At 43.0% G+C, this 18,635-nt stretch carries 17 protein-coding genes; 15 read left to right on the top strand and 2 right to left on the bottom strand.

Features of this window, described 5'->3' with window-relative positions; translation table 11 throughout:
• Positions 1–207 precede the first annotated feature (207 nt).
• From KOL94_RS11630 to KOL94_RS11575, 12 genes are all read left to right on the top strand, one after another.
• Complete coding sequence (locus tag KOL94_RS11630; RefSeq protein WP_221566586.1) at positions 208–1,098, top strand: nitrilase-related carbon-nitrogen hydrolase; 891 nt, start codon at positions 208–210, stop codon at positions 1,096–1,098.
• Positions 1,099–1,198: 100 nt separating this feature from the next.
• Positions 1,199–2,566: an NAD(P)-dependent oxidoreductase gene (locus KOL94_RS11625; protein ID WP_483298074.1), complete on the top strand. Its 1,368-nt coding sequence runs from the start codon at positions 1,199–1,201 to the stop codon at positions 2,564–2,566.
• A gap of 39 nt (positions 2,567–2,605) precedes the next feature.
• Entirely contained in the window at positions 2,606–3,892 is a 1,287-nt protein-coding gene (preA, locus tag KOL94_RS11620) for an NAD-dependent dihydropyrimidine dehydrogenase subunit PreA (protein ID WP_221566585.1), read from the top strand.
• 130 nt (positions 3,893–4,022) lie between these two features.
• Positions 4,023–5,438, top strand: a complete 1,416-nt coding sequence (gene hydA / locus KOL94_RS11615; RefSeq protein WP_221566584.1) for a dihydropyrimidinase — start codon at positions 4,023–4,025, stop codon at positions 5,436–5,438.
• Between the two features lie 152 nt (positions 5,439–5,590).
• Complete coding sequence (locus KOL94_RS11610) at positions 5,591–7,051, top strand: NCS1 family transporter (RefSeq protein ID WP_221566583.1); 1,461 nt, start codon at positions 5,591–5,593, stop codon at positions 7,049–7,051.
• 52 nt (positions 7,052–7,103) lie between these two features.
• Positions 7,104–7,316, top strand: a complete 213-nt coding sequence (locus KOL94_RS11605; RefSeq protein ID WP_221566582.1) for a hypothetical protein — start codon at positions 7,104–7,106, stop codon at positions 7,314–7,316.
• A 422-nt stretch (positions 7,317–7,738) separates the two neighbouring features.
• Complete coding sequence (locus tag KOL94_RS11600; protein WP_221566581.1) at positions 7,739–7,975, top strand: hypothetical protein; 237 nt, start codon at positions 7,739–7,741, stop codon at positions 7,973–7,975.
• Between the two features lie 65 nt (positions 7,976–8,040).
• On the top strand, positions 8,041–9,663 hold the full coding sequence (locus KOL94_RS11595; protein ID WP_221566580.1) for a PucR family transcriptional regulator: 1,623 nt from the start codon (positions 8,041–8,043) through the stop codon (positions 9,661–9,663).
• A 117-nt stretch (positions 9,664–9,780) separates the two neighbouring features.
• Complete coding sequence (locus KOL94_RS11590) at positions 9,781–11,247, top strand: CoA-acylating methylmalonate-semialdehyde dehydrogenase (protein ID WP_221566579.1); 1,467 nt, start codon at positions 9,781–9,783, stop codon at positions 11,245–11,247.
• A 17-nt stretch (positions 11,248–11,264) separates the two neighbouring features.
• A complete protein-coding gene (locus KOL94_RS11585; protein ID WP_221566578.1) occupies positions 11,265–12,626 on the top strand; it encodes an aspartate aminotransferase family protein in 1,362 nt (453 codons plus the stop codon).
• Positions 12,627–13,210: 584 nt separating this feature from the next.
• A complete protein-coding gene (locus KOL94_RS11580; RefSeq protein ID WP_221566577.1) occupies positions 13,211–14,512 on the top strand; it encodes a lysine N(6)-hydroxylase/L-ornithine N(5)-oxygenase family protein in 1,302 nt (433 codons plus the stop codon).
• Between the two features lie 536 nt (positions 14,513–15,048).
• Positions 15,049–15,258, top strand: coding sequence for a hypothetical protein (locus tag KOL94_RS11575; protein WP_311775133.1), 210 nt, complete (start codon positions 15,049–15,051; stop codon positions 15,256–15,258).
• Between the two features lie 59 nt (positions 15,259–15,317).
• Here KOL94_RS11575 and KOL94_RS11570 read toward each other — a convergent pair whose 3' ends face one another.
• Positions 15,318–15,536, bottom strand: coding sequence for a hypothetical protein (locus KOL94_RS11570; RefSeq protein ID WP_221566576.1), 219 nt, complete (start codon positions 15,534–15,536; stop codon positions 15,318–15,320).
• 106 nt (positions 15,537–15,642) lie between these two features.
• Between KOL94_RS11570 and KOL94_RS11565 the strand changes: the two genes are divergently transcribed.
• Together KOL94_RS11565 and KOL94_RS11560 are read left to right on the top strand one after the other, a co-directional pair.
• Complete coding sequence (locus KOL94_RS11565; RefSeq protein ID WP_221566575.1) at positions 15,643–16,275, top strand: TVP38/TMEM64 family protein; 633 nt, start codon at positions 15,643–15,645, stop codon at positions 16,273–16,275.
• 40 nt (positions 16,276–16,315) lie between these two features.
• The gene (locus KOL94_RS11560) at positions 16,316–17,152 is read left to right on the top strand and encodes a deoxyribonuclease IV (protein ID WP_221566574.1); all 837 of its coding nucleotides are present in this window, start codon (positions 16,316–16,318) and stop codon (positions 17,150–17,152) included.
• A gap of 24 nt (positions 17,153–17,176) precedes the next feature.
• Here KOL94_RS11560 and KOL94_RS11555 read toward each other — a convergent pair whose 3' ends face one another.
• Positions 17,177–17,332, bottom strand: a complete 156-nt coding sequence (locus KOL94_RS11555; RefSeq protein WP_221566573.1) for a hypothetical protein — start codon at positions 17,330–17,332, stop codon at positions 17,177–17,179.
• Between the two features lie 284 nt (positions 17,333–17,616).
• On the opposite strand from KOL94_RS11555, the gene KOL94_RS11550 reads away from it, so the two are divergent.
• A complete protein-coding gene (locus KOL94_RS11550) occupies positions 17,617–18,627 on the top strand; it encodes an ABC transporter substrate-binding protein (protein WP_260412291.1) in 1,011 nt (336 codons plus the stop codon).
• The last annotated feature ends 8 nt before the right edge of the window (positions 18,628–18,635 follow it).

Below are 18,635 nucleotides of genomic sequence, written 5' to 3'. Positions count from 1 at the left end.
ATTGAACGACCGAACCCCACGAGTTATTACACACTTTACATTTTGAACAAAAATGAAGTCTGATGTTTTTACGTTTTGTAAAATGTAAACCTTCTTTCGACACCGTAAAATAAACTTAAGATTCAAATAATTCAGTCAAATTTTAAGTCGTTATTCCTTTTGTTTTTGCAACATACAAGATCAAAAGAATTGAAGGAGGAAATGTAGATGTCTGATTTAGTGAAAATTGGTCTGATTCAAGCGATTCATGATGTGGATGGCAATGAGCCAGTAGCCGTCCATAAGGAAAAATCAATTGAAAAACATGTCAAGCTTGTAAGAGAAGCAGCAGAGAAGGGTGCACAGATCATTTGTCTACAAGAAATTTTCTATGGACCTTATTTTTGTGCAGAGCAAAATTCAAAATGGTACGACTCTGCTGAAGAGATTCCGAATGGTCCAACTACGACTCAGTTTCAGGCGCTTGCCCGCGAACTCGGTGTCGTTATCATCTTGCCGATCTATGAGCGTGAAGGAATCGCCACCTACTATAATACAGCAGCAGTCATCGATGCGGATGGATCTTATCTCGGAAAATACCGCAAACAGCATATTCCTCATGTAAAGGTTGGAGATGAGGGCTGTGGTTTTTGGGAGAAATATTACTTCAAGCCAGGGAATCTAGGTTATCCGGTATTTGATACAGCTTTTGCGAAAGTAGGCGTATATATTTGTTACGATCGCCATTTCCCAGAGGGTGCAAGATTACTAGGTTTGAGAGGAGCAGAAGTCGTCTTTAATCCTTCTGCAACTGTCGCAGGCCTTTCAGAGTACTTATGGAAGCTGGAGCAGCCTGCCCATGCAGTTGCCAACGGCTACTATTTGGGTGCGATCAACCGAGTGGGGACAGAAGGACCGTGGAACATGGGTGAATTCTATGGCCAATCCTATCTTGTAGATCCTCGGGGGAATTTCGTAGCAATGGGAAGCCGTGACCAGGACGAGGTCATCATTGGTGAAATGAATAAGAAAATGATCCGTGAAGTACGTGATGTATGGCAGTTCTATCGTGATCGCAGACCTGAAACATATGGCGAAATGACATCGCTACTACCGTAAGCGGCAAATAAGGTGACTTATGACTTTACACCAGGTTTTGAGTCACCTTTATTCATGTATTTAGTTAAACAATCTAACAACTCCAAAAGGGGGCTTTGACGTGGGGAAATCTGAAAAGCTGCATATTTCACTGACAGAACTTCCGAAAAACTTTCAAGAAGTCCATCCAGCACTATCCGAACGTGAAGCGGTTGAAGAAGCAAACCGGTGTCTTTATTGCTATGACGCACCCTGTATACAGGCATGTCCCACCGGCATTGACATTCCAACGTTTATTAAAAAAATCGCATCTGGAAATGTAACAGGTTCTGCGAAGACGATCATGACAGCGAACCCAGTCGGTGCAAGCTGCGCGCGTGTTTGTCCGACAGAAGAATTATGTGAAGGGGCTTGTGTCCTCAATCATTCCACTAAGCCGATTATGATTGGTGACTTGCAACGATATGCCACGGATTGGGCAATCAAGAACGATCAGGTGTTGTTCCGAAAAGGTCAAAGCAATGGAAAATCGGTTGCCATTGTCGGAGGGGGTCCTGCTGGTCTATCAACTGCACGTGAGCTGGCATTGCTGGGTTACGATGTGACGATTTTTGAAGCATCACCGACAGCGGGAGGCTTGAATACTTACGGAATCGTATCCTTCCGTTTGCCGCAAGAAATCTCGTATTGGGAAGTCGATCAAGTAAAAGGTCTTGATGTAAAGATCCGTACCAATACAGTTGTAGGCAGGGATATTTCTGCGGATGAAATGTTGGATTCTTTTGATCATGTTGTTTTAGCAGCTGGCATGGGCCATGTTCCGGATCTCGGAATTGAGGGGGAGGATTTGGAAGGTGTGCATGACGCAATTGAGTTCGTCAAAGACACCAAAACCAAACGGTTATCCAATGATTTTATCGGAAAGAACGTAGTCGTCATTGGTGCAGGGAACACTGCAATCGATGGTGCGACTTGTTCAGTCCGTCTAGGTGCCGGTAATGTAAAAATCCTTTATCGACGAACGAAAGATGAGATGAGTGCCTATGATTTCGAATACGAATTTGCTAAACAGGATGGTGTAGAATTCCGCTGGTTGACGCAGCCTGTCAAAATCCATGGAGATGAAAAGGGGCGTGTCACTGCGATCGAATGCATCAAAATGGAGCTCGGTGAACCTGGAGCGGACGGCAGAAGGCGTCCGGTTCCCGTCGAAGGATCCAATTTCACTTTACCTGTCGATGCTGTTATCAAAGCGATTGGTCAAACGAGACACCAAAGTTTGATCGATCAGTTCAATCTTGAACATATCGATGGTGTTGTACAAGTTTCAGAGTCTTATCGTACTTCGAATCCGAAGGTGTTTGCCTGCGGTGATATCGTTTTTGGAAAAGGAAAAGGAGAAGCGATGGTCGTCACTGCTGCCCAACAAGGAAAAAAAGCAGCTTACGCAATCCATAAGTTATATAAAGAAGAAACAGTGACAGCATAGAAATTTGACGGAGAACATAGAAGGAAGGGGAGTAATTGAATGGCAGATTTAAGGACGAACCTGGCTGGAATTGAATCACCGAACCCATTTTGGCTCGCATCAGCGCCTCCGACAAACTCAGGTTACCAGGTACAGAGAGCGTTTGAAGCGGGATGGGGTGGAGCTGTTTGGAAGACTCTTGGAGACCCGATCTTGAACGTTTCTTCTCGTTTTGCTGCAGTCAGCTTCAACGGACAACGTGTAGCCGGATTCAACAATATCGAGTTGATCACAGACCGTCCGTTGGAAGTGAACCTTCAGGAAATCTATGAAACGAAAAAACGCTTTCCGAACCATACCGTTGTCGCTTCCTTGATGGTCGAACCACAACAAGAGAAGTGGCATGAAATCGTGAAAAAGGTAGAAGAAGTCGGAGTAGACGGTCTTGAGTTGAATTTCGGATGTCCTCACGGTATGGCAGAGAGAGGGATGGGGTCCGCTTCAGGGCAGGTTCCTGAACTTGTTGAGAAACAGACCTACTGGGCAAAGGAAGCCGCACGGACACCGGTCATTGTCAAACTGACGCCGAACATCACCGATATCACTGCGACGGCTGAAGCGGCTGCACGTGGGGGTGCCGATGCGATCAGCATGATCAACACAATCAATAGTTTAGCAGGTGTGGATTTGGATTCATGGAATACGATCCCTCATGTTGGCGGAAAAGGAGCACATGGCGGTTATTGTGGCCCAGCGGTAAAACCGATCGCTTTGAATATGGTCGGCGAATGTGCGCGCAGCCCGAGAATCAATGTACCGATTTCAGGCATGGGCGGTGTTTCGAATTGGCAGAATGCGGTCGAGTTCATGCTGATGGGGGCTTCTAACGTACAGGTTTGTACAGCTGCCATGCATCATGGGTTCCGTATCGTAGAGGATATGATCGATGGCTTGAACAACTACCTTGATGAAAAAGGGATTGCTTCTGTACAGGAGGTTGTCGGGAAGTCGGTTCCGAAGTATTCAGATTGGGGGAACCTGGACCTCAATTATAAAATAGTGGCCCGTATCAACAATGATGTTTGTATCAACTGTAACAAGTGCCATATTGCTTGTGAGGATACATCGCATCAATGTATCGATATGCTGAAAGACGGACATGGCAATTCCTATTTGGAAGTACGTGAAGAGGATTGTGTCGGTTGTAATCTTTGTTCGATCGTCTGTCCTGTCGATGGAGCAATCGATATGGTTGAGGTTCCTAGTGAACACCCGCCGATGACATGGAATGACCGACAGGCAACTTTAGGGGCACTTCGGAGCCAGAGTGCGGATCCTATTAAATAATAGCTTGGTTAAATAATACTGTCGGGTCGCTTCCGCTTTTCGTTTGCCCGCGGAAAGGGAGTGAATTTCGCGAAAATCAACAATAAAGGATAACAAAGCATAATAATAAAGTCTGGGAGGAGATTTGATCGTGAAGAAAATCATTCAGAACGGAACGATTGTCACAGCTTCGGATACGTACAGTGCGGATATTTTAATAGAAAACGAGCGGATTATCGCAATAGGTGAAAACCTCGATTACCAAGGTGCAGAAAAAATCGAGGCGAAAGGATGTTATGTATTCCCAGGTGGAATCGATCCTCATACACACTTGGAGATGCCGTTCGGAGGAACAGTATCCAAGGATGACTTTGAAACAGGGACGATTGCGGCAGCTTTCGGCGGTACCACGACTGTTATCGACTTTTGCTTAACGAATAAAGGGGAACCTCTCCAGAATGCGATCGATGTATGGCATGCAAAATCGAAGGATAAAGCCGTAATCGATTACAGCTTCCACTTGATGATTTCGGAATTGAACGAAGATGTGCTCAATCAATTGCCTCAAATCATGGATCAAGAAGGAATCACTTCTTTCAAAGTGTTCATGGCTTATAAAAATGTGTTCCAAGCCGATGATGAAACACTGTTCAAAACGCTTGTCATGGCAAAAGAACAAGGCGGTCTTGTCATGGTCCATGCGGAAAACGGAGATGTCATCGATTATCTTGTGAAGGAAGCTTTGGATAAAGGGCAGACCGATCCTATCTACCATGCGTTGACTCGCCCGCCAGAAGTGGAAGGAGAAGCAACTGGCAGGGCTGCTCAATTAACTGGTCTGGCGAAGTCGCAGTTGTATGTCGTCCATGTTTCTTGTGCAGATGCTGTTGAGAAGATTGCAGAAGCAAGGAATAAGGGATTCGATGTGTGGGGGGAAACATGCCCACAATACTTGACGCTTGATCAAACATACCTTGAAAAACCTGACTTTGAAGGAGCTAAGTTCGTTTGGTCACCGCCGTTACGTGAAAAGTGGAACCAGGATGTCCTTTGGAATGCGCTGAAAAACGGTCAACTGCAAACATTAGGATCAGACCAATGTTCCTTTGATTTCAAAGGGCAAAAAGATTTGGGGAAAGGGGATTTCTCCAAGATTCCGAATGGTGGACCGATGATTGAAGACCGTGTCAGCATTCTATTTTCAGAAGGAGTCAAGAAAGGCAGGATCACGTTGAATCAATTCGTCGATATCATGTCGACACGGATTGCGAAACTGTTTGGATTGTTCCCTAAGAAAGGAACGATCACAGTCGGCGCGGACGCAGATATCGTGATTTTCGATCCGACAGTCGAACGTACGATTTCCGCAAAAGCGCATCATATGGCGGTCGATTACAATGCATTTGAAGGAATGAAAGTCACTGGAGAAGCAGTATCCGTCCTTTCGCGTGGGGAGTTCGTCATACGTGATAAGCAGTTTGTCGGTAAGCCTGGAACCGGAAATTATCTGAAACGTGCTCGTTATAATCAATTGTTGAAGTCAGTTGATGAAAAATTGACAATCTAGTGTTCCGGGTGCCATTGTTCCCGGTTCTATGCAACTTGGGGACGATGGCGGTTTCCAACATAAAGTGCTAAGGAGGATACGAGACAGCATATTATTAAACCACCATGATACACACCAATTGCACTATACAAAGGGTATGAGGAGTGATTGTAATGAAAAAACAGGAAAGTTATTTGCAATCTCCTGACCTGCTGCCAATCAGTCAGGACGGGAGAAAGATTACAACACTAGGTTTTTCCTTCATGTGGGTTGGGATGGTTGTTGTACTCGCAACATTTGCAATTGGTGGAGCAGGGGTTATGTCGCTGCCTTTACCTCTAGTCGTATTGGCAACGATCATTGGATCGATTGCAATCGGACTATTCATTTCATTGATTGCAGATATCGGGATTGAACATGGTGTGTCGTTTCCGGTCTATATGCGTGCTCCGTTTGGAACAATCGGTACACATATCCCTTCCATCGTCCGTGGAGTAGCTGCATCCATGTGGTTCGGTATCAATACCTATTTCGGTGCAACTGCCATGAACGGAATTTTGAATATGTTATGGGGATTTGATAACTGGCTTGCATGTTTCTTTATCTTCGCATTCTTGCAGTTGTTGAATACAGCTTTAGGAATAAAAGCGGTCGAGCGGTTCGCCGATATGGCAGCACCGACGATCATCCTCATTTCAATCTGGATCTACCTTGAATTATCGGGTACTGCCGCAGCCGAAGGCAGAAACGTTTGGACTTGGACTGAAAACCCTGTGACAGGTGGGGCAGCGTTTACTGCATTTTTAGTCGTCATCTTCAGTAACATGGGCTTCTGGGCTACACTCTCCGCTGATATTCCATCCATTTCACGCTTCATTAAAGCTCCAAAGTTTGAGCGTAATTGGTTCAAACGGAACAAAGGTGCCATTGTCGGCAGTTTGATCGCTCTGCCGTTGACTCAAACCTTCATGATCATCATCGGTGCGGTCGCTTATATCGCTGTTCAAAACTATGACCCTGTTCTTGCTCTTCAAGAAACAGCGACCGGACTCGTTCTGGCAATCCTATTGCTGATGATTGTCCTCGCCCAATGGTCAACGAATATTTCAGCGAATATCGTCCCTGCTGCAACGATCTTCTCGAATGTCGGAGGACCCAAATTCCCGTTTTGGGCTGGTGTATTTGCTGCAGGTGTCGTAGGAACAGTTGTTCAACCGTGGAGCCTGTTCGGAATCATCATTCCAGTATTGCTTATCGTAGGGGGCATCCTTTCTGCTATCGTCGGTATATTATTCGCTGATTATTATTTGCTGAGGAAACGCCGTGTGAACGTCTATGATCTATATAAAGCAGAAGGTCAGTTCAAATACGCTGGCGGAGTGAACGTTGCAGGCTTTATTGCATGGATCATCGGAGCTGTAGTATCTTACTTCTTCCCGAATTATTCTTTCTTGATCGGATTCGTCTTAGGAGCAGCTTGTTACTATTTGCTTTGCAAGTACTGGTATTTCCAAAAATACAAGCAAGCTGAAATTGAAGATCCGAGTGATGAGAAGTTTCTCGGCATTACAGTCGGCCGTGATTGGAACCTTGATGATGAAAATGCTGAAGTGGAGTTGAGGGACGCAAAGTAACTTGATACAAACAGGTTTTAAATACAAAACATTGGAATAGAGGAGGTTCTAAATGTCAGATTACCAGGAATATCTTCTAGAACGGGAGAAAATCGATCATATGATTGAGAAAGGTTATGCATTAAAAGGTGTTCAGGAAAACTTAAGTGGAGCTTTCCTGACGTTTGAAAAGCTAGGAGAAGAAGCCGAGACACTTCATATCAAAACAGCTGATGCTCGAAAATACTTTTCTAGTCTGATTTTTCAACAACGCCAAAACGTTTGATCCTTTAAAAAGAGGCTTTGTTCTATTTTCATGTGATATAGAAACTTTCTTAAAGCGAAATTTACGACACTCCTGCGGGAAAAGCGGTCCAGGCGAGACCCCGCACTTTTTAAAATGATCTTCGACTATAATAATGAACTTCGACTGAATACCACCACGTCCTATGGTGAACGTCGAAGTCAGTACATCCTGTACAAGTAAGGAGGCTTGCGGAAGTAGGTAAATGCAAAGAAGTGATGTCCAGCTCAGCGACCAGTCCTTGGATCACTTCAAACTTCCTGCGGCGGCGACAGCCTCCTCGTCAGTTTTCCAGTGACCTACGTGCCTAACCGGGTCGCTTCCGCTTTTCAATAGCCCGCGGAAAGGGAGTAAATTTCGTAGAAATCAACACTTACAAAGCCAAAAAAGAAAGGAGATCTTCAATGGAATTTTCACTGAAGTGCAAAGAAAGCATGTTTCCATGTGAAGTGACGATTGATGAGGACAACGGACGTTATATGTTAAGAAAGGCGGATTCCAGCGGGGAGTTCTTTAATACACCTCAGGAATTAGCAGACTGGGTATTCAGGAATTGGCGTTCAGATGATTTTGATGAACAAGAATCTTATCAACGTATGCTTCGGACATTGGAAAAGTATTTGCCGATGAGCAGCTCGTAAGAATTCTTGAATCTTTTCGAAATTCCCACTATGTCAACGATGTTCACAGATCGGAGTGTCCAAACTTGCAACATCATTCGAGTTTAGCTGTAAAAGATATTTTAAGCAGGAAGCACTTTGAGAAAACGGAAGTGATTGCAGGAAGTGAAGGGCTGACCCGACAGGTGAAATGGGTTCATGTCGTGGAGGTGCCGAATATACGGAAACTGTTGAACGGCAATGAACTCATTCTATCGACGGGTGTGGTCTGGAAAGACAATGACGCTTTACTGATAGATTTTCTTGAACAACTGATCGATTGTGGTGCGGCTGGTCTTTGTATCGAAATCGGGACTTATACTGAAACGATTCCTGAAAAAGTAATAAAGCTGGCCGACCACCATCGTTTTCCAATCATCCTATTTTTAGAGGAAGTCCAGTTCGTCAACATCACGCAAGATATCCATGTCCAGCTGATCAATCAGCACTATCAGATGATTCAGGACCTCGAGGAATATTCACAAAAATTGAACCAAAAATTACTGACGATAGAAAATAGTCAGGAAATGCTCAAGTTAATGAATGAATATACAGGCTTGCAAGTGTTGATGAAAACATCGAACGATGAGGATGTGTACGTGCCTGAATTGAGTGAGGAGGACCAGGGCTTTCTTCTTGCATACCTCGATCAGTCCTGCGATTCTCCTTTTATCAGCCACCTGCCCGTACCTGTGATGGAACAGGAATACGGAGAAATTTTCATTGTTTCAAAGGAACGGGAGATCAATGAATTCGATTTGCTTATTCTGGATCGGACAGCGACGGTCCTCGCCCAACTCTTTCTTCGCGAAATGTATGTTGAAGAGAGACGTCGGACGGAAAAGAATGAATGGATCAACAATTGGCTCGATGGAGAACACAACGAACAAGAAACCTCAGAGAACCTGATTTATTATGAAGGAAAGATGAATGTTCTGGGCGGGACAGTGGCGCTTTGTAAACTGCCATCAGCAACGACTAGCTCAGACATCACTTATCTGAATCTATTCATCAGGGCTATTTTTGAACAACAAGGCTTTCACCTGATTGCTACGGAAAAGCATGGGTATACGGTGTATATCCTGCTTAATAAACGTGGAGCTGGTTCTTGGAAACAACGATTAGACAAAGGAATGCAACGGGTGTTCCATACGGATTTCCTGAAAAAACATGCTTGTCAGATTAAGAGTATAGCTGTGGGGCAATATACTGAGTCGTTAAGTGATATTGGAAAAAGCTATGAAACGGCTGTCGAAACGATTAAGCTACAAAGGAATTTATTGCCTGAACGATTCTGCAACTATTATGAAGACCTACATATGTATAGGGTAATCAGTTTGGTTAAAACACAGAAAGAGTTCCAGAACATGATCAACGAATACTTGAATCCAGTCTTCGAATACGATGAGAAATATAACGGCAAGCTCTTGCAGACATTGAGGACATACCTGGCGTGCAGCGGCTCTAAAAAGGAAACCGCAGAACAGTTATTCATCGTACGACAAACGTTATATTATCGCCTTGAAAAGCTAGAAAAACTGTTGGGTGATGATTTCATGTCTAATTCTGAAAAACGGATGGCGATCGAATTCATGCTATTTGCCCATAAATACCTGAATGCTTCAGGTAGTGTCCAAAATGTAAAATCGGACAAGCCTGTTTTGACGTAACAGTACAATTGTGTACGGTTTGGAGGAAGGATTTTTTTACATTGTGTCTAATGTAACACCATATAGAATCATAGATAATGTAAGGAGATCGACTAATACAAAGGAGGCGCATTCAAGATGACGGTAACAAAAAGCGATACGAAAATGTTGAAGAACTATATCAAAGGACAATGGGTTGCCTCGAATAGCACAGAAGATTTAGAGGTGCCAAACCCGGCGACGAATGAAGTCATGGCACGCGTTCCAATCTCAACGAAAGAGGATTTGGATAAGGCGGTCCAGGCTGCACATACTGCATTTCAAACATGGAAAAATGTACCCGTGCCAAAACGCGCACGTGTCATGTACAAATTCCATCACCTCGTAACTGAAAATCATGAAGAGCTTGCTAAGTTAGTTGTCCAAGAGAATGGTAAAGCGTATAAAGAAGCATACGGTGAAATCCAGCGTGGTATCGAATGTATTGAGTTTGCCGCAGGAGCTCCTACCCACCTGATGGGTGAAACGCTATCGAACATCGCAGAGGACATCGATTCCGAAATGCTCCGCTATCCTTTAGGCGTTGTCGGCGGAATCACACCGTTCAATTTTCCGATGATGGTGCCTTTATGGATGTTCCCGTTAGCGATCGTATGCGGAAATACATTCGTACTGAAGCCTTCAGAGCGTACCCCGATATTAGCGAACCGATTGGCAGAACTATTGACGGAAGCTGGGCTGCCTGAAGGTGTCTTCAATATTGTCCATGGTGCGCATGATGTCGTTAATGGTCTTCTTGAGCACCCTGAAGTCAAAGCGATTTCATTCGTTGGTTCTCAGCCTGTAGCGAAATATGTATATGAAAAGGCTGCTCAAAACGGTAAACGTGTGCAGGCATTATCTGGAGCGAAAAATCACCATGTCGTAATGCCGGATGCAGATATGGATAAAGCGGTACAAAACGTCATCAGCTCAACATTCGGAAGTGCAGGACAACGCTGTATGGCCTGCAGTGCAGTCGTGGTCGTCGGAGATAATGATAAGTTTGTGGAAGCCCTTCGTAAAAAAGCAGATGAACTGACAATTGGTAACGGTCTGGATGAAGAGGTCCTTTTGACACCCGTGATCCGGCAGTCCCACCGGGAAAAAGTGCTCGGTTATATTGAAAAAGGAATCGAAGAAGGTGCTGACTTGATTCGGGATGGCCGTCGTGAAATGTCAGACATGGACGGTGGAAACTTCTTAGGAGCGACGATTTTTGACCATGTAACTCCGGACATGACGATTGCGAAAGATGAGATCTTCGCGCCTGTCTTGAGTCTGCTTCGAGCGGAAAATTTGGATGAGGGATTGGAATACATCAGAAAGTCTCGTTATGGAAATGGCGCGACCCTATATACGAAAAACGCGCAAGCCGTTCGCCAGTTCAGGGAAGAAGCAGATGCAGGTATGCTCGGGATTAACGTAGGAGTACCGGCCACAATGGCTTTCTTCCCATTCTCCGGTTGGAAAGATTCATTCTACGGTGATCTCCATGTCAACGGTAAAGACGGAATCAACTTCTATACTCGGAAAAAAATGATCACTTCACGCTTTGACTACTAAAAAAAGGAGGAAGAATGATGGTCCATCAAGTTGATCAATCGCAGGATATTCTGAAGAAGGATGACCAGTACGTATGGCATTCGATGAAGCCTTATAATCCGAATGCAACGATGGTTGTATCAAGTTCGAAGGGAGCATGGGTAACGGATCACAATGATGAGAAATACCTGGATGCTATGGCTGGATTGTGGTGTGTAAATGTCGGATATGGCAGGGAAGAGCTTGCAGAAGCCGCTTACGAACAGCTGAAAGAAATGGCATACTTCCCGTTGACTCACAGCCATCAGCCTGCAATCAAACTTGCCGAGAAGCTGAATGAGATGCTTGGCGGTGACTATGTCATCTTCTTTTCCAATAGTGGTTCAGAAGCGAATGAAACAGCATTCAAGATCGCAAGACAGTATCACCAACAACGAGGTGATCATAATCGCTATAAAATCGTTTCCCGTTATCGCGCCTACCATGGAAATACGATGGGTTCCCTTGCTGCAACCGGTCAAGCACAACGAAAGTATAAATATGAACCTTTAGCATCCGGCTTTCTACATGTATCCCCGCCCGACACATACAGGATGAAAGATGCGGATGTAGAGAATGCACATGACATCGCTTGTGTTCAGGAAGTCGACCGGGCAATGACCTGGGAGTTGAGCGAAACGGTCGCTGCAATGATCATGGAGCCGATCATCACAGGTGGAGGAATACTCATGCCTCCTGATGGCTATATGAAAGCCGTCAAAGAAATTTGTGAAAAGCATGGCGCGTTATTGATTGTTGATGAAGTTATCTGCGGCTTCGGAAGGACAGGTAAACCATTTGGATTCCAGAATTATGATGTCAAGCCCGATATTGTCACGATGGCTAAAGGTATTACATCAGCCTATCTGCCTTTGTCTGCTACTGCAGTGAAAAAAGAAATCTATGAAGAATTTAAAGGCAGTGAAGAGTATGATTTCTTCCGTCACGTCAATACGTTCGGAGGAAGCCCTGCATCTTGCGCCGTGGCACTGAAGAACCTTGAAATCATGGAAGATGAAAAGCTCTTCGATCGTTCAAAGGAATTAGGGGATCGCCTCAAGAATGAGTTGCAGACCCGACTTCAAAAAAATCCGTATGTCGGGGATGTACGTGGAAAAGGTCTTTTGATCGGCATTGAGCTTGTAAAGGATAAGTCGACGAAAGAACCTCTGGAAACGAGCAAGTTGAATGAGGTAATGGCAACTTGTAAGAAGAATAAACTGCTAATCGGGAAAAACGGTGTGACCGTCGCTGGCTACAACAACGTATTGAGTTTGTCGCCACCGTTGAACCTTGAAGAAAGTGACTTGGACTTCATCGTCCAGACACTGACAGAGGCATTGGATGAACTGACAAAATAAGTCGACATGATGTTAACGGACACAGGAGATCTTATTTGTGCAAAATAACCCTGTTTTTGTAAACTACCGGACACCAGAGACCTTATTCTCTGATTTTCAGTAGAAAACAGCTGCATTTTCTACAAATAACGGCCCTGGTGTCCGGTAAATTTCTGAAATACCTCTTTTCGACACAAATAGCGTCTCTGATGTCCGCTAAGAATGCCTACAAATTATGGTCACGCAAACCTACGAAGAATCTTCAATTCTTCGTGGGTTTTTCTTGTTGATAAGAATTTTTAGAATGGATATCTGGTTTAGAACCGCTATGTTTGGCGCAACTTAATAAAACCACTGCTATAAGGTGGTTGGTGTATTCTTTCTTCTGCTCTGCAGGCGATCCGGAAGCCTCCTCACTTGTACAGGATGTGGTGGCTTTTAGTCGAAGATCCTTTTAAAAAACTGCGGGGTCTCGCCTGGATCGACCTTCCCGCAGGAGTGTCGCAATTTTCGCTTCAATCAAACTTATTGAGAAATCAGCGGTATTATTTAACATAGCTTTCCCTTATAATAGAACAAGATTTTAAATAGAGGTGGTAGTACTGATGAATGACCATGTATATGATTTATTAGGAGTAGGGATAGGACCTTTCAACTTAAGCCTTGCAGCATTAATAGATGATCGAACTGAAGTTGATGCGCTTTTTTTCGAGCAAAAGCCGCAGTTCGATTGGCATCCAGGAATGTTGATTGTGGGGACGAGACTTCAAGTTCCGTTCATGGCTGATCTTGTGACTTTAGCTGATCCGACAAGCCGATACAGCTTCTTGAATTATTTATCGAAAGAAAATCGCTTGTATCCATTTTATTTTTTACAACGATTAGACATCCCGAGAAGAGAATATAACGATTATTGCCAATGGGTTGCGAATGAATTGAAAAATTGCCGATTTGGAAAGAAAGTTATTGAATTGGATTATGATGATAATGAAGAGTTGTATTTGGTTACTGTATTGGATGTACATACAGAAGAAACAACAGTTTATAAAAGTAAAAACCTTGTTCTAGGTACAGGTGGTATCCCTGCGATTCCGAAGGCTTTTCGCGGGTATCCAGAACAGGATGTTTTTCACACGGCCCAATATCTCAGTCGCCAGGATCGATGCAGAGAAGCGAATTCGATTACTGTCATCGGATCAGGACAAAGTGCTGCTGAAGTATTCAGGGAGCTATTGAAAGACCACATGGAACATGAGTATCGTTTAAATTGGATTACACGCTCACAAAGCTTTTTGACGATGGAAGAATCGAAATTGAGTGTAGAGCAGTTCTCTCCAGATTACGTGAATTATTTCTATGAATTCCCTCAGGAGAAAAAGGATGAAATCTTCGGCTCACAAGATTTATTGTATAAGGGGATCAGTTCACATACCGTGACAGATATCTATAATCTGCTTTATGAAAATACCGTTTCACGAAGGAAAATGAAAGTTGGCATCCAGGCCTTGACTGAAGTAAATGGAATAGAAGAAAAAGACGGGAAGTACGAGCTTCAATGTCATCAATGGCAACAGGGGAAAGATTTCACAATTGAAAGTGAAGTCGTCATTATCGGAACGGGGTATCGACCGAACGTGCCAGCCTTCATCAATGGTTTGAAACCCTATATTTCATGGGATGACCAGGGGAGATATAAAGTCGAGTCAGATTATCGTCTTCGTCTCTCGATCCCTAATCAAATCTATGTCCATAGCGGAATTTCCCATTCACATGGTGTAGGCTCGACGAACTTAGGATTAGCGGTCCATCGGAACAAAGTCATCATCAATCATCTGACAGGTGAAGATGTATTCCCGATGTATGAAAAACACGTCTTCCAGAACTTCGATGCAGACAAGTTTCAATAAATATCATTAGGAGAAGCACCATTTTTGTCCAATCAACGACAAAATATGGTGTTCTTTCATTTGGAATGAATTTTGGATGGTTAAGGGTATTTACGCAGAACCAAGTCTTTGTTTGGTTCGAGCCTACTCGTCAGTTTTCCAGTGAGCTACGTGCCTAACTGTGTCGCTACCGCTTTTCTTTATCCCGCGGAAAGGGAGTGTATTTCGCAAAAATCAACAAAAAGTATAACAAGCTTTTATATAAAGTAATAACTTTGGGTAATTTAAAGGGAAATGATTTGATAGCAGGTGATTTTTTCATGACCTTGGTCGTTAAGTTCATGTATTTACCTATAAAGGTTGGAAACTCGAGGATTCTATCCCTGTGTACTTGATTATCTTAAGTGGTTATATCCTGTTTTTTAAATTTATCAAAAGTTACGATCAAAGAGTGAAATTAAATGAATAGTTCCTTTACGAAAACAAAAGGTTGAAAATAACGTTTCAATCATTAGACCAAGAATTAATATTGAAGGAATACACAAGCTAATTATGAGGTGAGTAAATTGAAAAAGGATCCTGAAAAGAATTCAAATCATGAAAATAGCAGTGGTCAACTAAGTATTCGTACAGGACTGGAGTCTGACCGCCCCTTGGACTCGGAGGAGAGGTTTCCGGGAGATTCTATTGATGAACATAAGGAATTGGAATCCGCAAATGAGTATTTTGCTGAAAAGGAAATTTCACAATCTAACAATAATTCTTGAAAGACAAAGGGTTGACCCAATAGTTGCTGGATCAACCCTTTCCAATATTTGCGTTACTCTTATTTGATATCATCATCTCTCATCAACTTTTCAAACTCTTTCATGTCTTCATTCGGCCGTGATTGTGAGAGGTGGAAAGGATTTTGTTCTTGTTGATTTTCTGGGGCAACATAAATCCCCATTTGGCCGCCTTTTCGTGCAGAATCGTTAATGATACTTTCTCTTTTTCCATCAGCATGAGTGGATGAATTTTGATGTGCTTGAGTTTTCCTTGGCATTTGTCGATCATCTCCTTGTTCTTATGATGACTGACAGGACCCTGAACTATTCTGAATCAACTGCATTGGAAAAAGAAAGATCAAATCAGGACTTGGAGTTTTTGTTATGAAAAAATGGTGGATCCTTGTTGTTTATCTGATCGTGGTTATAATCGTTTATTTAAATAAAGAATTCTTATGGGAATGGATTCAGGATAGTGACCTGACCGATTTGCCATACATGTTTTTGCTTTCTGCTTTTATTGCCACTGTACCCGTCGTGCCGTTCACGGTATTCGCCGGCTTAATGGGAGTGAAATACGGTACGTTTACCGGGCTTTTGATCAACTGGTGGGGAGGAGTAACAGCATCAATCATTTACTTTTTGCTAGCCAGGCACATGTTCGCTGGATTTTTTGGGAATTACATCAAGCAATTCAGAGGCATACATAGATTCAATTATATGATTGAAAAGAATGCTTTCATCGCAATTCTTTTTTCAAGGTTAGTTCCGGTCATTCCACCGCCGGTTGTGAATATCTATTCAGGTTTGACGAAAATTTCTTTTTGGATTTACCTTTCTGCTTCTGCAATCGGAAAACTACCTCCTATGTTCATTTTTGCGTATGGTGGAGATCACATTTTCTCCTCCTGGAGGTACACAGTTGCTGGATTGAGCGCTTATGTCCTTTTTCTGTTTATCGTTTTTCTAATTTACCGGGTTTGGGTAAGAAATAAAACAAAAAGAAGGCTGGTTTGAGACCTGAATCATCAATTCCACAAAGGAGCTGGAGGAAGCTATGAAACTTGGCTGCCATGTGAGTATTAGAGAGGGCTATATGGGTGCCGCAAAACATGCCTTGAAAATCGGCGCGCAGGCCTTACAATATTTCCCTAAAAACCCTAGAAGCTTATCCGTAAAGGAATTTGATCGGGAAGATGCAAAACGTTGTAAGGCATTTTGTCAGGAACATTCCCTAGAATCTGTGGCGCATACTCCATATCCAACTAGCTTAACCCCTCCATCTGAAAAAAAAGAACATGTCATCGATTCGGTATTGAATGATTTAGAAATTGCAAATTCGTGCGGGTCTATTGGAGTTGTCGTTCATTTTGGCAGCCGAATCAGTGAAACAGATCCACTTGTTAGTTACCATTTGATGATCGATATGCTGAACACAATCCTTGAACAGTGGGATGGAGAATGTAAAATCCTGCTTGAAAATAATGCGGGAATACCCGGTGCGATGGGTACAACATTCGAGGAGCTTGTTCAAGTAAAAAAACTCACGAGTTTTCCAGAAAAGATCGGGTTTTGTTTCGATACGTGCCACGCTTTTTCAAGCGGTCTTTGGAGCGGGGAAAACAATGAGGAGCTTTGGGAAAAGGCTATGGAACTGGGCTATTTACAAGATCTCGAGGTCGTTCATTTGAATAATTCCAAATATCCATTAAGTTCAGGTAAAGATCGGCATGCAAATATTTTAAAAGGAGGTTATATTGAAGAAAGATATTTCGAACACTTATTTGAAACGCGTTACCTATCGGAGGTTCCATATATTCTAGAAACTCCTTCTGATTCAGGCATATCCCATGAAGAAGAAATCAAAATGCTGAAACAAAAAATGGGAAAGTAGTTTTGCCTTTCCCTTTAGTCATCCTTATTTTTTGGATGTATCTTTTGATTCTTGATCCTCCTTGCCTTTATTTGGATCCACATTTCGATAAAATTGAGTGATCCCAATGGCACTGAACAAGACAAAAATCAATCCTCCAAATATGGAACCGAACCACATTACACGACTTTCACGGCTCATGTTATCACCTCACGTTTTATGGTACCCACTACGCCCAGAATCATGAAAATAACTTTCTCATATCAATTTCAATCGAATCACCATGCTCATAAGCGCAGTTCGTCATGTTGTCGAAAAAAGTCAAATGTTGATAAAAACGAAAAGATATACATATACACGTTCCCCAAAAACAACGTCTCCTAAAAGAATATACTGATATTTCAAAATACCCATTGACTTTGGACGATCGTTAAACATATAATATTCCTATCTTTTTACTCGGAATTGAAAGGGGAGGAATGATATTGAAATTTTTAAAGATGTTGTTAAGCATTCCATTGGTTTTGCTACTGGTGGTTACTGCAGCCTGCGGGAACACCGATAAAAGCAACGGTGGGAAGGATTCTAATAAGTTAACAATCGGTTATGTCAATGTTATGGACGATGCACCTGCAATGCTTGCAGAAGATGCAGAGTTGTATGAAAAGCACGGTTTAGACGTTGAACTGAAGCTTTTTGGAAGCGGTACAGATCTAATAAAAGGGATCGTTAATGGGGAACTAGATGCTGGTGTCCTTGGTGCAACTAATGCTGTCTCCTGGGCATCAAAAGGGGCGGATCTAAAGATTGTTGGCGGGGCGCAAATGGGATATCACAGTATTTTAGCTCGCGAAGACAGTGGGATCAAATCTGTTGAAGATTTAAAAGGAAAAAGCCTTGCGTCTCAAAAACAAGGAAGTACGGCTGATATTGTTTTGAACGGCGTCACGTTCAAGGAAGCTGGTTTAAAGCGGAGTGACGTGAACATGAATTATGTGTCACCTACAGTCGCTGTCCAATCGTTACAATCTGGAAAAGTAGATGCTGCCTTTTTATTTGAACCTTATGATCGTATTGCAAGGTTACAAGGGGACCTGGAAGAAATCTACGAAATCGGGGAAGTTTGGCCGTTTCCATGTATGGTTGTCATAACCTCGGGTGAAGAAATGGAAAACAATAAGGAAAACATTCATAAAGTGCTTGATGCGCAAAAAGAAGCGATTGAAATGCTTGAAAGCGATCCAGGAAAATCTGCAGAGTATATTTACAATCGCTTTTCTGAAGGAGACACGTTTGAATCTTCCGATGGAGAAGTGGCTGCAGTCGATGTCATAGAAGAAGCGATCAAAGCACAAACATTCAACTGGAAGCTGACGCCTGAAAATGTAAAACAAATTCAAGATGTCACAGATCTGATGGTGGAACAGGGTGTAATGGATGAAAAGTTCAAGGTAGAAGAGATCATCGATTTGTCCTGGCAGAAGGAACAGGAGTAATAGGCAGG

Origin of the sequence: Alkalihalobacillus sp. TS-13, from assembly GCF_019720915.1 — a bacterium.
In the GTDB taxonomy this organism is placed as follows: Bacteria; Bacillota; Bacilli; order Bacillales; family Fictibacillaceae; genus Pseudalkalibacillus.
This window is presented reverse-complemented; position numbering and strand designations above follow the sequence as displayed.

Excerpts from the sequence above, each read along its gene's own strand:
- KOL94_RS11585 (WP_221566578.1), top strand. The coding sequence starts at position 11,265 with ATGGTCCATCAAGTTGATCAATCGCAGGATATTCTGAAGAAGGATGAC.
- preA (WP_221566585.1), top strand. The coding sequence starts at position 2,606 with ATGGCAGATTTAAGGACGAACCTGGCTGGAATTGAATCACCGAACCCA.
- KOL94_RS11600 (WP_221566581.1), top strand. The coding sequence starts at position 7,739 with ATGGAATTTTCACTGAAGTGCAAAGAAAGCATGTTTCCATGTGAAGTG.
- KOL94_RS11565 (WP_221566575.1), top strand. The coding sequence starts at position 15,643 with ATGAAAAAATGGTGGATCCTTGTTGTTTATCTGATCGTGGTTATAATC.
- KOL94_RS11590 (WP_221566579.1), top strand. The coding sequence starts at position 9,781 with ATGACGGTAACAAAAAGCGATACGAAAATGTTGAAGAACTATATCAAA.
- KOL94_RS11630 (WP_221566586.1), top strand. The coding sequence starts at position 208 with ATGTCTGATTTAGTGAAAATTGGTCTGATTCAAGCGATTCATGATGTG.
- KOL94_RS11555 (WP_221566573.1), bottom strand. The coding sequence starts at position 17,332 with ATGAGCCGTGAAAGTCGTGTAATGTGGTTCGGTTCCATATTTGGAGGA.
- KOL94_RS11610 (WP_221566583.1), top strand. The coding sequence starts at position 5,591 with ATGAAAAAACAGGAAAGTTATTTGCAATCTCCTGACCTGCTGCCAATC.
- KOL94_RS11605 (WP_221566582.1), top strand. The coding sequence starts at position 7,104 with ATGTCAGATTACCAGGAATATCTTCTAGAACGGGAGAAAATCGATCAT.
- KOL94_RS11570 (WP_221566576.1), bottom strand. The coding sequence starts at position 15,536 with ATGCCAAGGAAAACTCAAGCACATCAAAATTCATCCACTCATGCTGAT.
- KOL94_RS11560 (WP_221566574.1), top strand. The coding sequence starts at position 16,316 with ATGAAACTTGGCTGCCATGTGAGTATTAGAGAGGGCTATATGGGTGCC.
- KOL94_RS11580 (WP_221566577.1), top strand. The coding sequence starts at position 13,211 with ATGAATGACCATGTATATGATTTATTAGGAGTAGGGATAGGACCTTTC.